The sequence below is a fragment of the Candidatus Krumholzibacteriota bacterium genome, from assembly GCA_016931295.1.
In the GTDB taxonomy this organism is placed as follows: domain Bacteria; phylum Krumholzibacteriota; class Krumholzibacteriia; order Krumholzibacteriales; family Krumholzibacteriaceae; genus JAFGEZ01.
The window spans coordinates 17137-31618 of record JAFGEZ010000014.1 but is presented as its reverse complement, the minus strand read 5'-3'; the positions used below and the strand labels follow the sequence as shown (position 1 = coordinate 31618).

Genomic DNA, 14482 nt, shown 5'->3' with positions numbered 1-14482 from the left:
GAGCGCCGGCGCCCGGCGATGCTATGATCAAGTTGGACGTCAACGGCACGGAAAGGAGCACTCGATGCATCGAACGGCGATCGCGGCATGCGTGGCCCTCGCGGCCGCGGCTCTTGTGACCGGTTGCGGACACGTCGACGAGGCGCCCCCGGCGCCCCCGGCGCCGCCGGTCGTCTGGCACGGCTTCGACGAGGGGCTCGCGCTCGCCGCGAAGGAGAAGAAGCCCGTCGTGATCGACTTCTACACCTCGTGGTGCGTGTGGTGCAAGCGCATGGACCAGCGGACCTTCTCCGATCCCGGCATCCGCTCCTACCTCGCGGAGCATTTCGTGGCCGTCCGTCTCGATGCCGAGGCCCGGGGCGCGCGGCATACCTTCGAGGGCCGCGCGTACTCCGCCGTGGAGCTGACCCGCCGTTTCGGCGTGCGCGGATTCCCCTCCCTCGGCTACCTCGGCCGGGACGGAACGATCGTGACGGTCGTTCCCGGGTTCCAGACACCGGGACAGCTGAAGCCGATGCTCGAGTACGTGGAGAAGGAGTGTTACCGGAACCAGATGTCCTTCGAGGAGTTCCTCGAGCGGCGGGGCGATTGCGACTGATCTCGCGCCCTGTTCCCGCCGCCGCCTTGGCGCCTGCGGATTTTTCTGGATTTTCCTTTCCGAAACGCTCATTTCTATGTCATGGCGTCCCGGAGGCCCGCGGGCCGGGGGCGCCCCATGGATTCGACCAATACGGCCTCACGACAGGAGGAGGAAGGACATGCGCATCGGAGTGCTCACGGGAGGCGGCGACGCCCCCGGTCTGAACCCGGCGATCGCGGGGGTCGTCGAGCGCGCCCACGAACTCGGCTACGAGGTGATCGGTCTCAAGCGCGGGTGGGAGGCCCTGAGCGTCGAGGAGAACGATTGCCACGTCGTCCCGCTCGGCCCCGAGGTCATCCGGGAATACAGCCGGTTCGGCGGAAGCAAGCTGCTCTGCAGCCGGACGAACCCGGTCTCCGAGGCGAACGACCGCACCGAGGTCGTCGCGGAGAACGTCAAGAAGCTGAAGCTCGACGCCGTGATCGCCATGGGCGGCGACGACACGCTCGGCGCCGCGGCCGCGCTGTGGGACCGCATCGAGCTTCCCGTCGTCGGCATCCCCAAGACGATCGACCGCGATCTCGCCGGCACGGAGTATTCGCTCGGCTTCGACACGGCCCTCAACGTGATCTGCAACTCCGCCGAGCAGATCGCCCACTCCGCGCAGTCGCACCAGACGATCTTCTTTCTCGAGGTGATGGGGCGCCACGCGGGCTGGCTGGCACTGCGCGGCGGCGAGGCGGCATTCGCCGACATCGTCCTGATCCCCGAGCAGGCCTTCACCGTCGACCACCTCGCCGACGTCATCCGCCGGCGTCTCGACGAGAGCAGGCGGATCGGCTTCGAGCACATGTACCAGATCATCGTGGTCGCCGAGGGGGCGCACATCATCGGCGAGGACGAGGTCCGCAAGGACGCCAAGCTCGACGAGTTCGGCCACTACAGCCTCGGCGGCGTCGGCAACTACCTGAAGGGGCTGATGGAGCACGAGTTCCATCATACGAGGACCTCGGCGCTCGCGTACCTGCAGCGGGGCGCTCCCCCGTCGCAGAAGGACCGGCAGATCGGCCGGCGATTCGGCAAGAACGCCGTCGAGATGATAAAGAACAAGGATTACGGGTACATGGTGGCCGTGCAGAAATCGCGGCTCGCGAAGGTGCCCCTCGATGCGATCAAGGCGTCGCCGCGCCTCGTCGACGTGGATCGCTACTACGACAGGGAGAATCTCAACGTCAGGATCGAGTGGACGATCATGGGCGAGTGAGATTGTGCAGCGAACGAACGAACGCCGGCCGCCCGCGGGGGCGGCCGGTTTTTTTTCGGCCCGCGCCGGGTGGCGACTGCCGGAGCGTCCTCAGCCCCGCGTGAAGAGGGCGACCGTCTCGACGTGGTAGGTGCCGGGGAAGAGGTCGACGACGTGGAAGCCGCCGGGAACGTACCCCGCCTCGACGAGCCGCGCGGTGTCGCGCGCGAGCGTGGGCGGATCGCAGGAGACGAGGATGACGACGGCGGGGCGCAGCCGCAGGATGCCCGCCATCGCGCGTTTCGGGATCCCCGACCGCGGCGGGTCGGCGATCACGGCGTCGATGTCCTTCATGCGTCCCACGAGATCCTCGGCGCGTCCCGCGCGGAAGCGGACGTTCGAGACCTTGTTGAGATGCGCCGCCGCCGTGGCGTCCTTCACCGCCTCGCGCAGGCGTTCGACGCCGATCGCCTCGCCGACGATCCTCGCCGCCGGCAGCGTGAAGAAGCCCACGCCGCAGTAGAGATCGAGGAGCCGGCGCCGTCCGCCGAGGCGGAGCGAGAGGACGAGGCTGATCAGCTCGTCGTTGAGCAGCCGGTTGACCTGGAAGAAGGCGTCGGCGGAGACGGGGAAGAGCATCCCTCCCGCCTCCATGAGGACATCGGGCGGGTCGACGCGGTCGAGCAGGCCCCTGAAATTGATCGCGCCGAAACGGTCCATCCGGACGCGCACCTCTCCGCCGGGAGGGAGGGCGTCGGCGGGAAGGGCGGCGATCGCCTCGCGCATCTCCTCGGGGAGGAGCAGGCAGCCCCCGGGCGGAAAGGCAACGACCTCGTTCGATTCGCGCCGGAGAAAGCCGGTTCGCCGCTCGGCGTCGACGTGCACGACGCAGTGGTTGCGGTAGCCCGACCTGGACGGCGAGGCCACGACCGACGCCGCCCCGGTCCGGATGCGGGCGATCCGGGAAAGGTTCTCGAGCACCGTCTCCGTCTTCACCTGCAGCTCGTTTGCTTCGTCGAGGTGGAGGAAATGACAGCCCCCGCAGTCCCCGAAGACGGGGCAGGCCGGTTCGCGGCGCGCGGGAGACGGTTCGACGACGCGGTCGATGCGGCCGAACAGGCAGTTCTTCTTCCGCTTGACGACGGAGAACTCGACGACGTCGCCGGGGGCCGCATAGGGGAGGAAGACCGTCTCCTCCTCGTGGAAGGCGAGGCCCAGGCCGCCGTAGACGATCTTCTGTATCTCCGTCGTGTAGACGGTCGATCCCATCGCGAACACTCCTTCCGGAGCCCTATGATAATCGATCCGCTCCGTGACGGCAACGTTTCACTTGTTCGGGCCGCGCTCCGACGCCTATACTGGACTGTCCCGCTTCCCCGCCGGGAGGCGGGTTTCCCCGCCCGTCCGGCGGGGCGCACCCCAGACGCCGGGATGTCGTATCATGCGTATCGGAATGGTGCTGCAGGAACGGATACCGCCCAGCGATATCCGCGTCGCCAAGGAGGCGCGGACGCTCGCCCGCGCCGGGCACGAGGTCCATCTCCTTCTCGAACGCGGAGACGGGCAGCCCGTCGAGGAAACGATCGGCGACATCAGCCTCGCGCGCCTCGTGCACATGGGTTCGCTGCGCCGAAAATATCATCGCTACACCTTCAACTTCACCTTCCGCGACGCCCTCTGGCGCCGCGCGATCGACCGGTTCGTCGCCGAGCGCGGGATCGAGGCCCTTCACGTCCACGATCTGCCGCTCGTCCGCGAGGGCGTCGAGGCGGGCCGCCGCGCCGGGATCCCCGTGGTGGCCGACCTGCACGAGAACTACCCCGACGGCCTCCAGGTGTGGTACACGGGCCGCCTCAAGAAGAAGACGATCTACGACCGGCGCCGATGGGCGCGCTACGAGCGCGAGGTGCTTCGCGAGACCGACGCGGTGATCGCCGTCGTGGAGGAGTCGCGCGACCGCCTCGCCGCTCTCGGGCTGCCCCGCGGGAAGATCGTCGTCGTGCCGAACACGGCCGACATGCGGATGACGCACGCCGCGGTCGATCCGGCGATCGTCGAGCGGTACCGGGGGCGGTTCGTCGTCTCCTACATCGGCAAGTTCTCGGCCCACCGGGGACTCGACGTGGCGATCAGGGGGGCCGCCGCGCTCCGCGGACGCGTGCCCTCGCTGCTGCTCCTCCTCGTCGGCGATCGGAACCGCCCCTGCATGGAAAGACTCGAGCGGCTCGTCGCCGAGCTCGGCGCCGGCGACCTGGTGGAGATGCCCGGGTGGCAGCCCTACGAGCGGATCTGGAGCTACATCCAGGCGAGCGACGTCTGCCTCGTGCCGCACAACCGCAATCCGCACACCGATACGACGATCCCGCACAAGATCTTCCAGTACATGCTCATCGAGAAGCCGGTGATCGTCAGCGACTGTCCGCCGCTGGCGCGGGTAATCGAGGACTCGGGAGGCGGCCGCGTCTTCCGCTGGAACGACCCGGCGGATCTCGCCGGCCGGATCGAGGAACTCGCGGGAGACGAGGCGCTGAGGAGGCGGATCGGCGCGGCCGGGCGCGCCGCCGTCATCGACCGGTACAACTGGGACAGCACGAGCGGCGGGCTGGTCGCGCTCTACGACCGGCTCGCCGGACAGGCGGCCCGCTCCGCCCCCGACGGGGCCGGAAACCCGGGCCGGGAAAGGACCGATCAGTCGTGAAGCAGGTGCCGATACTCGATCTCGTCGCGCAGTACGAAACGATACGCGAGGACGTGGAGCGGGAGGTGCGCGAGGTGTTCGAGACCCAGCGGTTCGTCGGCGGACCGAAGGTGAACGAGCTCGAGGCCCGGGTCGCCGCCCTCTGCGGCGTCCGCCGCGCCGTGGGAGTCGCTTCCGGCTCCGACGCCCTCCTGCTCGCCTTGATGGCCCTCGGCGTGGGGCCGGGCGACGAGGTGGTCACCACGCCGTACACGTTCTTCTCGACGGTGAGCGCCGTCACGCGCCTCGGCGCACGTCCCGTCTTCGCGGACATCGATCCGGCGACGTGCAACGTCGATCCGTCGGCCGTCGCCGCGAAGCTGAACGATCGCACGCGCGCCGTGATCGTCGTCCACCTCTACGGCCAGCCCGCGGAGATGGATCCGATCCTCGACGCGGCCGCCTCCCGGAACATTCCCGTCGTCGAGGACGCCTGCCAGGCGATCGGCGCCGAGTACAAGGGCCGCCGCGCCGGGTCGATGGGAGCCGCCGGGTGCTTCTCCTTCTTCCCGTCGAAGAACCTCGGCGGCGCCGGGGACGGCGGGATGATCACGACCGGCGACGACGATCTCGCCGATCGCCTCGCCGTGCTGCGCAACCACGGGGCGCGGCGCCGTTACTTCCACGACGAGGTGGGGGTCAACAGCCGGCTCGACGCCCTGCAGGCCGCCGTGCTGCTCGCGAAGATCGGCCGCCTCGACGGGTGGAACGACGCGCGCCGGCGCAACGCGGCCCGCTACACGGAGGCCTTCTCGGCCGTCGAGGGGGTGCGGCCGCTCGCCGTGTCGCCCGATGTCCGGCACATCTTCCACCAGTACGTGGTACGCGCCTCGCGCCGCGACGAGTTGAAGGCGCACCTCGATGGCGCCGGCGTCGGGTGCGAGATCTACTATCCCGTTCCCCTGCACCTGCAGACGTGCTTTTCCAAACTCGGCTGCTCGCCGGGCGACTTCCCCGAGGCGGAGCGCGCCGCGGCGGAGACACTGGCCTTGCCGATCTACCCCGAGCTGCCGGATGCGGCGCGGGAGCGCGTGATCGGGGAGATCGCGGCCTTCTGCGGCGCGTGAGGAGGACGGAGCCACCGAAAGGCGGACAGGGCGGTGAAGCTGGTCTGTTTCTCGGAGATCCAGTGGCGCTACGTGCAAACGCGCAAGCAGCAGATCCTCACGCGGTTGCCCGGCGACTGGGAGATACTCTTCCTCTCGAGCGTCGTCAGGGGGAGACGCAACAACCTGCTCCCCGAGCGTGACGGCCGCGTCGTCCATCTCTGCGTGCCGGTCTTCAAGAACGTGCCGCAGGCCTGGCTCCGCCGGCTCTTCTCCGTGCCCCCCGTGCGATTCGCCTGGAACGTGCTGCTCTACCTGTGGCTGCGTGCCGTCTTCGCGCTGACCGGTTTCGGCGGCCGCGACCGCGTCTTCTGGGTGTCGAACGTCTACTACGCCGCGCTCCTGCCCCTGCTCGGCCGCCGGCTGCTCTTTTACGACTGCAACGACGATCCCCTCGCCTTTCCCGACACGCCGGCGTGGGCGGGGGGGTATTTCCGCAGGCTCGCGGGCGACGCCGATCTCGTCACGGCGGTCACCGGCGGGCTCGCCGACCGGCTGCGCGACGCGGGCGCGGCGGAGGTCGCCGTCGTCGGAAACGGCGTCGACGCCGATCTCTTCGAGCGGGCCGCCGCGGGCGGTCCGCCCCCGGAGATGCGGGATCTTCCGAAACCGGTGATCGGCTACGTGGGCGCGATCGCCGACTGGTTCGATTTCACCCTGGTCGAGGAGATCGCGGCGCGCTGGCCGGACGGGACCGTCGCCCTGGTGGGGCCGGTCTTCCGCGCGGCCGCCGCGCGGGCCGACGAACTGGCGCGCCGCCCGAACGTCCGCCTCTTCGGGGCGCGGCCCTACGAGGAGCTGGGCGCCTGGGAATCGGCGATGGACGTCTGCCTCGTTCCTCTCGTGCCGAACGAGCTGCGGCGCCTCGCCGATCCGAACAAGATCTACGAATACGCCGCCGCCGGCCGTCCGATCGTCACCTACGACTACTCGCCGGAAACGCGGGCGCTCGGCGATCTCGTGTACCGGGCCGATACGCGGGAGGCGTTCGTTCGCCAGGTCGAGCGGGCGCTCGGTGAGACGATCGACGGCGAGAAACTCAGGGCCTTCGCCCGTTCCCGGAGCTGGCAGGCGAGGGCCGGGGAGATCGAGGCGCTGATCCGGGAGGCGCTCGAGCGAAAGGAGAGCGGAAGATGAGAGGAATCGTCGGCGCATGCATCGCCGCCGCGGCGCTGGTCGCGCTCGCATCGGCGTCCTGCTCGGGACCGGGCGCGGTCTCCGATCTCTACGTCCTCGAGGAGCTCGAGGCGGCCTCGGCCGTCGACGATCCGGGCGAGCGGGTGGAACGGCTGCGGATCTTCCTCGCGAACAACCCCGGCCATCCATGGCGGACGATCGCCGTGCGGCGCGTCTACGAGACGACGGCGGGGGAGCTCGGCGACCCGGCCGGCGCAGCCGCGTACGTCGACGGCGTCCTCGCCGGGGAGACCGATCCGGGGATCCGCGGCCGCATCCTCTACCGGCGGTTCGCCTGGCTCTGGAAGGCGGACCGGGCGGGAGCCGTCGCCGAGGCGACGAGGCTCGTCGACTCGGCGGAGACGGATTTCCGCCTCTTTCTCTACCTGGGGTATTACTGCGCCGGCGAGGAGGATCTCTCCGAACTGACCGAGCGCCTCCTCGCCGCCTCTCTCGCCCGCGCGAACGACGAGGCGGACCGGCGCATCGTCCTCGGAGCGTACGGCGAATTCCTCGCGGAGCGCGGACGCGAGCGGGAGGCGGAGGCCGTCCTTCGCCAGGCGGGCGGGAGCGCGGCGTCCGAACCGCTCGGCCGCATCCTTCTCCTGCGCGGCGAGCGGGAGGCGGCAATCGACGCCTTCGTTCTCGCCGCAGCCGGCATGCCGGGCGCGCGAAAGCGCGTCTCGCTCGACAGCCTGTACGCCGCCGTCTATCCCGGCCGCGGCGATCTCGACGAGCGCCTCCTCGCCGCGCGCATCGTCGACGGCCCGGTCCTCGATCCGGTCGAATTCGTGGACATCGACGGCGGGAGGCATTGGCTGGGCGGACGCCGGGACGGCGCGCAGGTCGTCGTCGCGTGGAGCCCCACCTGACCGCCATGCGTTGCGGAGGTTCCGCAACTCGGCGAGATCGCGGCGATGGAAGAGGAGCTGGGATTCCGGTTCCGGGTTCTCGAGGTGACCGGCAACCTGGCAGGCACGCGCGACGTCGTGGAAGAGACGGGACTCGAGGCGCCCGTGCTCCTCGACTGCCGTTCGTGGGCGAGGGGCGTGCTGCATATCGCGGGGACGCCGTCGACGATCGTCATCGATGCCGACGGGCGCGTGCGGGCGCATCTTCTTGGCGTATCGGAGGATCTTCCCGCGGTGGTCGCGGGCGTGCTGCGGCGAATCGGCGGTACCCTGCAGGGGGATGAATAGGGGAATCCCCGCCGATGTGTGTACCAGGCGACTGGTCGAGGTTGCATCCCTGGCGGGGATTCCGTCTGTTTCGGGTTCCCGTCGCTCCGGTGCCGGTGCCAGCGTCGAATCCGCCTGAAAGCAACGGGAACCCGTCTCGTTCGAGGGGTTCCCGTTTTCGTGCGCCAGCCGGGGTGTTCAGCGAACAGTCCCTGAACGGGAACCCGTCATCTATGTCAAAGCGGGTTCCCGCCAATGATGTCATCCGAGAAGTGAGTCGTGGCGGGAACCCTGGAGGGGTCCATCGTGGGGGTCGCCGCGTGTTCGTTCCGTTTCGACCCCCGTCGGGTCCGCCCGGTGTCCCGGGCCTCTGATACAAAGATACAAGGTAACGGTTACTAGTCAAGAATAATTCCTATTATTAGGCGTGGATGACTGAAAATAGGGGGTTTACACTAGTTCGGAATCCTGCGGGAGGTGACAGGGGAACTGATATTCAGACAGGCAGTTCCGCCATCGAGCCTCGCTCGATCGAGGTCCGGAGCTCCCCGATGCGCGCGCGCCACTCCTCGTCGAGATCGAGGTCGAGCGCCTCGTCGAGCACCCGCCGGGCGTCGAGTGGATATCCCATCGGGCCGCCGAGCAGCCGGGCGAGGGTGATCGAGGCCTTCGCCGTCACCTGCGGGGAGCTCTTCGCCAGAATGACGGCGCGGAAGACGTCGCTCGCCTCGCCGAAGCGGTTCTCGCCGGCGAGCCAGTGCCCCGCCCGCATCAGGTACTGCGGGTTGACCCCCGGATTCTCGGGAATACTGGCCACGTCGAGGGCGAGGATCGACGCCTCCTCGTTTCGCCCTGCCACGAGCAGTCCGCGCAGCGCCCGGGAGACGAGTCCGCCGTATTCCTCCATGAGGCCTTCCTGCCGGTAGACGGCTGCGACGTCCTGGAGCAGTCCGGGATCGTCGGGGGACGCCTCGAGGAGCCGGTCGAAGAGCGTTCTGGCCTGCTGGATGCGATGATGCTGCATGAGGGAGCAGGCGCGTTCGAAACGCGGATCCTTCGCGACGCCCTCGCGGATCCGCCGGTCGCGCACCCGCGGCGCGAGGACGTTCTCCTCGACGCCAGTCGCCTTGAAGGCGAGGGCGGTGACGACGCCGACGAAGTAGCCGGCGATGTGGGCGAGGTAGGCCACCCCCGTGCCGCCCACGGCTTCGGCGATCGATCGCATCACGATCTGCTGGGCGAACCAGAAGGGGAGGAAGACGCACGCGGGCAGGAAGAAGGTGCCCCAGAGGGGCCGGAAGAAGAAGATGACGAAATAGAAGAACCGGATCCTCGTCATGAAGTGGCGGACCGTGAACGCGCCCATCGCCGCGGCGATCGCCCCCGACGCGCCGATCAGCGGGATCGTCGCCGAGGTGTCCTGGAGGCAGTGCGCGAGCCCCGCCAGCGCGCCGCCGCCGAGGTAGAAGGCGAGGAAGGGCGCCCGGCCCCAGCTGTCCTCGAGCAGGCAGCCGACGACCCACAAAAAGAGCATGTTTCCGAGGAGATGCATCAGCCCGCCGTGGACGAACTGGTGCGTGAGAAAGGTATGGACCCGGTGCATCCTGCCCGGCACGAGCCCGAGCGCGAAGTTGACGTGGGTGTCGAGAATGCGCTGCTGCTCGGCGCGGCGGGCTTCCCACGCGCGGAAGGCGGCGCTCGATCCGTCGTCGCGGTTCACGAAATCGAGATCGGTCCGTTCGGTCAGTTCCCCGCCGAAGGTCTCGTAGTCGGCCGGATCGGCGCCGGCCGCGGCGATCGCCGTCCACAGCGCCTTCTCGAGCTCGCGCCAGTCGCCGGCACGGCGGACGTCGAAGACGGCCGCCTCGACCGTGCCGCCGTACGGGATGTTTTCCGGGTGTTCGAGAAGGAAGAGGGTGAGCTGCTCGGCGCAGATCTCACGCTGGACGTCGAAGAGCTTCGATTCGTCGGGGCCGGCGGCCACGAGCGTCAGGGCGAAGACGATCGCGTTGACGGCGATGAGGCCGATGGTCACCGCCGGTTTCAGCGCGAGCGTGGCCTTCGTGCCGATCGGTATGATGAACATCCCGTATTCCCCCTGGAGGCCCGCACGCGGCCGGGGCGTTGCAGAATGACACGTCCGGGGCGGGCGGCCGGCCTGGCGCGGATCGGCGGATTCGCCAACACGCTGTCATGACGTATGATGCGCTGTCTCAACGATGCGTCGCCGTCCCCGCGGCGGTACGCTGCAAGAACGGTTCCAGACGGGGCGGGGCGGCGCCCGGGACGCGGCGCGGAGAGGCCCGCCGGCGCGCGCGCGGGAGGGGCAAGGTCAGCGGCCGCCCGCGAGGCGGTGCGCCGCGCGGGACGGTTCGGGGAGGCGGAAAAGCGGAGCGCAGGCGAGGACGATGCGGGCGGCCGCCCGGAGGTCGATCATGTGGCCGACGGACACCCAGACGGGGCGGACGCCGGCGCGCGTGCGGAGACAGTAGCCGATCGTTTGGCCGGCGGCGTCGAGGACACGGCTCCGGTCGCCGCGATCCGCGCCCGGCTCCTCCCAGCGGCCGCAGAGGGGGGACTTGGCGCATCCCACCGCCGGCAGGTCGAGGGCGAGGCCGAGATGGCTCGCCAGGCCGAAGCCGCGGGGATGGGCGATCCCGTGGCCGTCGCAGATGACGAGGTCGGGGCGGGAGGACAGGTCCTCCCACGCAGCGAGGATCGCCGGGATCTCGCGGAAGGAGAGGAGGCCGGGGATGTAGGGGAGGGGGCAGGGCGCCTCGCGCGTGACGGTCTCGATCGTCTCGAGGGCGGGAAAGGAAAGGACGGCGACGGCGGCGAGGGCCCGGCCCGGCGAGGGGAAATGGACGTCGGCGCCCGCGACGAGCGTCGGGGCGCCCCCGGGCCAGCGGCGGGAGACGAGGCGGCGGAGGCGTTTCTGGAGCGCGACGGCCCCGGCGGGGGTCACGTGGAAGCGTCTCGCATCCGGCGTCGCCTTCAATCGATCTCGAGCTCCTCGTCGGGGACGGGGACGTGGACGTCGAATCCCCGCTCCGCGAGGAGCGCGGCCAGCGTCTCCGACTGTTCCTCCTCGCCATGGACGACGAAGATCCGTTTCAGCGTGCCGCGGAGGGGCTCGACGTACTCGAGGAGGTCCCGCTGGTCCGCGTGCGCGCTGAAGGCGTCGATGACCCGCACCTCGGCGCGAAGCGGGTATTCCTCGCCGAAGATGCGGACCGTCTCGTGCCGCTCGGCGATCCGGCGCCCGAGAGTGTTCTCCGCCATGAACCCGACGATGAGCACGGTGTTCCGCGGGTCGCCGATGTTGTTCTTCAGGTGATGGAGGATGCGTCCCGCCTCGCACATCCCCGAGGCGGAGATGATGATCTTCGAGCGTGGATCGTCGTTGAGTTCCTTGGACTTCTCCACGTCGGTGATGTAGTGGAACATGTTGGCGCCGAGCGGGTCCTCACCGGCGCGGAAGCGCTCGTACATCTCCTTGTCGTAGCACTCCGGGTGGCGGATGAAGACCTCGGTGACGTTCACGGCGAGTGGGCTGTCGACGTAGACGGGGATTTCGGGGATCGCGCCCGCCTCGATGCCCGCCTTGAGGTTGTAGGCGATCTCCTGCGTGCGCTCGAGGGCGAAGGAGGGGATGACGATCGTGCCGCCGCGCTCGACGGTGGCGTTGATCGTGTCGATGAACGTCTTCCGGGCCTTGTCGATCTCGCCGTGCAGGCGGCCGCCGTAGGTGCTCTCGAGAAAGAGGTAGTCCATGCCGGGCGGCGTCTCGGGATCGTTGAGGATCGGGATGTTCTTGCGGCCGAGATCGACGGCGTACCCGATCCGGACGGGCGCGCCACCGTTGGCGAACTCGATGAGCGGCGTGGCCGAGCCGAGGACGTGGCCGGCGTCGTAGAAGGTCACCGACACGTCGTCGCCGATCGCGAGCTTCTGGCGGTAGGGGTGCCCGGCGAAGAACTCGAGGCTCTTGTCGGCGTCCTTGCCCGTGTAGAGGGGTTTCCGCGGGGGAAGCCCCTTGCGGGCGTGGATCTTGTTGACGAACTTGATGTCCTCTTCCTGGATGTGGCCGCTGTCGGGGAGCATCGCCATGCAGAGATCGCGCGTGGCGTCGGTGGTGAGGATGCGGCCGGTGAACCCCTTCTTCACGAGCGTCGGGATGTTGCCGCTGTGGTCGATGTGCGCGTGGGAGAGGACGAGGGCGTCGATGCCGGCCGGATCGAACGAGAAGCTGGCGTTCCGCTCGAAGGCCTCGTCTCGCCTTCCCTGGTAGAGACCGCAGTCGACGAGCAGGCCGGTGTCGCCGTCGCCGAGGAAATGGCAGGAACCGGTGACGGTTCTCACACCGCCGAGGAATTTCACCTTGACGCTCATGATGCTCCTTTCGCCGGTGCGGCGTCGCGCTGGAGAAGCTCCGCCGCGGGCCGGCGGGGCGCGTATCGTTAAATGTACGAGGAGAGGCGGAGGGATGCACGCATTTTCCTGCCGTTGCGGCTGCAGCGGATCTCGACCGTCGTCCCCTCCTCCGCCGAGAGCGCGTCCTCGATCCTGCCCGCGACGGCCTCCCGCGACGCCGGTTCGCCGTCGACCGAGAGGATGACGTCCCCCGGGCGCAGGCCGGAGACGGCCGCCGGCGAGCCGGGGACGATCCAGCGGACGACCCAGCGTCCGTTCGCGTCGAAGGAGGCGTGGATGCCGCTCTTGTCGCGGTGGAAGGGCTCGCCGACCTGGTCGTTCGGCACGAGCGTCACCTGCTGGTCGCGGTAGTCGAGAATGAGGGTGAAGCGCTCGAGGATGTCGTTGCCGACGACACCGTCGATCCCGCCCAAGGCCCAGACGCCCTCCGCCTCCCCGGTGACCGCCACGACGGGCTCCTCGAGCCTCGTCTCCCCGATGTCGACGGAACCGAGGCGCAGCAGGAACGCCTCGCTCGAGCCCCCGGCGCCGGTGATCGAGATCGACGCGCGCCGCCGGCCGGCCAGCAGGCCGTGGGTTTCGAGGAAGCCGCGGCGGACGGCGGTGGTGTTCGCTCCCGTGTCGAGAAGGAACAGCCCGTCGGCCGCGCCGTCGATCCGGACGGGAAGGGAGAAGATGTTGTTGACGAGGGGGGCCTCGACGGCGGCCGGGCCGCCGGGCGCGTGGAAGGAATCGGGATCGGAGACGGCGAGGAAGCGGTTCTCGTAGTCGATCACCACGGCGAAGCGGCTGAGGAAGTCGTATCCCAGCACGCCGCCGATCGGCAGGCCGGTCAGCTGCCCCACGAGCCGGTTCGCCGGGTAGACGATGACCGTCTGCTCGTCGAATTCGATTCCGGCGACGCCGAGCCCCGGCAGGTGCGTCATGCGGAATTCGGCCATGCCGCCGGCCCCGGCGCCGGCGATGCGCCCGCCCTCCGGCAAGGCCATGGCATGGGCGAGGACGGAGTCGACCACCGTCATCCCCGCGCCGGAATCGAGCAGGAAGAAGGGTCGCTCCGCGACGCCGGGAAGCTCGACGGGCACGTAGAGGTGCCGGAGGTGGTAGGTGAAGGGGATCGTCGCCCCGGCTCCCGAGGCGAAGCGGTAATCGCGCGCGTCCTCGGCGGGGGGGAAGAAGAGCGCCGGGTCGATCGACGGGTTCAGCTCGATTTGCTCGATGCGCGTCGCGAGGCGCTGGCCGATCGCCACGTGCTCGGTGACCGTCTCGAAGGGGAACATCACGCCGTCGACCTCGCGCCAGTCCCCGAAGGTCATCCAGACCGTGCCGGCGGGCGATTCGATCTCCGCCCGGACCGTGAGGAAGCTCTCCGCCGAGATGAGGAGGCGGCAGGGGGAGCCCCCCGCCGGGCGCAAGAGGAGCGTTTCGCAGGGGACGCCGTCGACCGTGTCGAGGCCGGCCGCTTCCCGTTCGGTGTCGCTGCCGGCGCAGAGGTAGTCCCGGCTCTCGAGCAGGCAGTCGGTCACCCGGTCGTTGAGGGAGGCGGGATCCTCCCGGTAGGCCAGCTTGCCGTTCTGGTCGACCGTCCACAGCCGCTCGCCGTCGTATCCGCGCCGGATGGCGAGCATCCCGAGATCGATCTCGGTGCGCGCGAGGCAGGGACGCATCGTCCACGAGCGGATGCGGCCCTCGAGGCCGGTCGATTCCATGCGAATCGTCGACTCGACGTAGCGGGCGCGCACGGCGGCGATCTGCCCGAGCCCGCCGAGGGCCTCGGCGTGGAGGGCGAGGAGCGAGTCGGCGTCGAGCGTCGTTGCATTCGGCAACGCGGGCAGGAGGAAGGAAAGGACACCGACCGCCGCCGCCACGAATTTTCTGAGCGCTTTCACCGTTTTTCCGGTCCGGTCCCGAGGAGGGTTTTGAGGGCTTCGTCCTATTTCATCGTTTCCCGTCGGTCGGTATATTACCACGGCGAAAGGGCCTTGTGAAAGGATCCATTCGCGGCCGGGTCGGAGGGGGCTCCCCGGT

General features: G+C 69.2%; 12 protein-coding genes. 7 read left to right on the top strand and 5 right to left on the bottom strand.

The features are described from left to right. Nucleotides 1–64: 64 nt before the first annotated feature. Together JW876_04270 and JW876_04265 are read left to right on the top strand one after the other, a co-directional pair. The gene (locus JW876_04270; GenBank protein ID MBN1884724.1) at nucleotides 65–598 is read left to right on the top strand and encodes a thioredoxin fold domain-containing protein; all 534 of its coding nucleotides are present in this window, start codon (nucleotides 65–67) and stop codon (nucleotides 596–598) included. Nucleotides 599–758: 160 nt separating this feature from the next. Beyond that, complete coding sequence (locus tag JW876_04265; protein ID MBN1884723.1) at nucleotides 759–1844, top strand: ATP-dependent 6-phosphofructokinase; 1086 nt, start codon at nucleotides 759–761, stop codon at nucleotides 1842–1844. A 90-nt stretch (nucleotides 1845–1934) separates the two neighbouring features. Here the strand turns inward: JW876_04265 and JW876_04260 are convergent, their stop codons facing one another. Then, nucleotides 1935–3092, bottom strand: a complete 1158-nt coding sequence (locus tag JW876_04260; protein ID MBN1884722.1) for a class I SAM-dependent RNA methyltransferase — start codon at nucleotides 3090–3092, stop codon at nucleotides 1935–1937. 172 nt (nucleotides 3093–3264) lie between these two features. On the opposite strand from JW876_04260, the gene JW876_04255 reads away from it, so the two are divergent. Genes JW876_04255 through JW876_04235 form a run of 5 tightly spaced genes read left to right on the top strand, consistent with a single transcriptional unit; the run spans nucleotide 3265 to nucleotide 8041 of the window. Further along, a complete protein-coding gene (locus JW876_04255) occupies nucleotides 3265–4521 on the top strand; it encodes a glycosyltransferase family 4 protein (GenBank protein ID MBN1884721.1) in 1257 nt (418 codons plus the stop codon). Next, entirely contained in the window at nucleotides 4518–5627 is a 1110-nt protein-coding gene (locus JW876_04250; protein MBN1884720.1) for a DegT/DnrJ/EryC1/StrS family aminotransferase, read from the top strand. Before JW876_04255 ends, JW876_04250 begins: the two co-directional genes overlap by 4 nt. A 33-nt stretch (nucleotides 5628–5660) precedes the next feature. Next, entirely contained in the window at nucleotides 5661–6803 is a 1143-nt protein-coding gene (locus tag JW876_04245) for a glycosyltransferase (GenBank protein ID MBN1884719.1), read from the top strand. Then, on the top strand, nucleotides 6800–7714 hold the full coding sequence (locus JW876_04240) for a hypothetical protein (GenBank protein ID MBN1884718.1): 915 nt from the start codon (nucleotides 6800–6802) through the stop codon (nucleotides 7712–7714). The genes JW876_04245 and JW876_04240 overlap by 4 nt, the downstream gene beginning before the upstream one ends. Nucleotides 7715–7759: 45 nt before the next feature. After that, nucleotides 7760–8041 carry a hypothetical protein gene (locus JW876_04235; GenBank protein ID MBN1884717.1) on the top strand — a complete coding sequence of 94 codons (282 nt, stop codon included), beginning with the start codon at nucleotides 7760–7762 and terminating at the stop codon, nucleotides 8039–8041. Between the two features lie 475 nt (nucleotides 8042–8516). Here the strand turns inward: JW876_04235 and JW876_04230 are convergent, their stop codons facing one another. The 4 genes from JW876_04230 to JW876_04215 form a co-directional block, all read right to left on the bottom strand. Beyond that, nucleotides 8517–10106: a rhomboid family intramembrane serine protease gene (locus JW876_04230; GenBank protein MBN1884716.1), complete on the bottom strand. Its 1590-nt coding sequence runs from the start codon at nucleotides 10104–10106 to the stop codon at nucleotides 8517–8519. Between the two features lie 246 nt (nucleotides 10107–10352). Beyond that, nucleotides 10353–11018: an endonuclease V gene (locus JW876_04225; protein MBN1884715.1), complete on the bottom strand. Its 666-nt coding sequence runs from the start codon at nucleotides 11016–11018 to the stop codon at nucleotides 10353–10355. Further along, on the bottom strand, nucleotides 11015–12412 hold the full coding sequence (locus JW876_04220; GenBank protein ID MBN1884714.1) for an MBL fold metallo-hydrolase: 1398 nt from the start codon (nucleotides 12410–12412) through the stop codon (nucleotides 11015–11017). The genes JW876_04225 and JW876_04220 overlap by 4 nt, the downstream gene beginning before the upstream one ends. Before the next feature lie 68 nt (nucleotides 12413–12480). After that, nucleotides 12481–14343, bottom strand: a complete 1863-nt coding sequence (locus JW876_04215; protein ID MBN1884713.1) for an aspartyl protease family protein — start codon at nucleotides 14341–14343, stop codon at nucleotides 12481–12483. Nucleotides 14344–14482 lie beyond the last annotated feature (139 nt).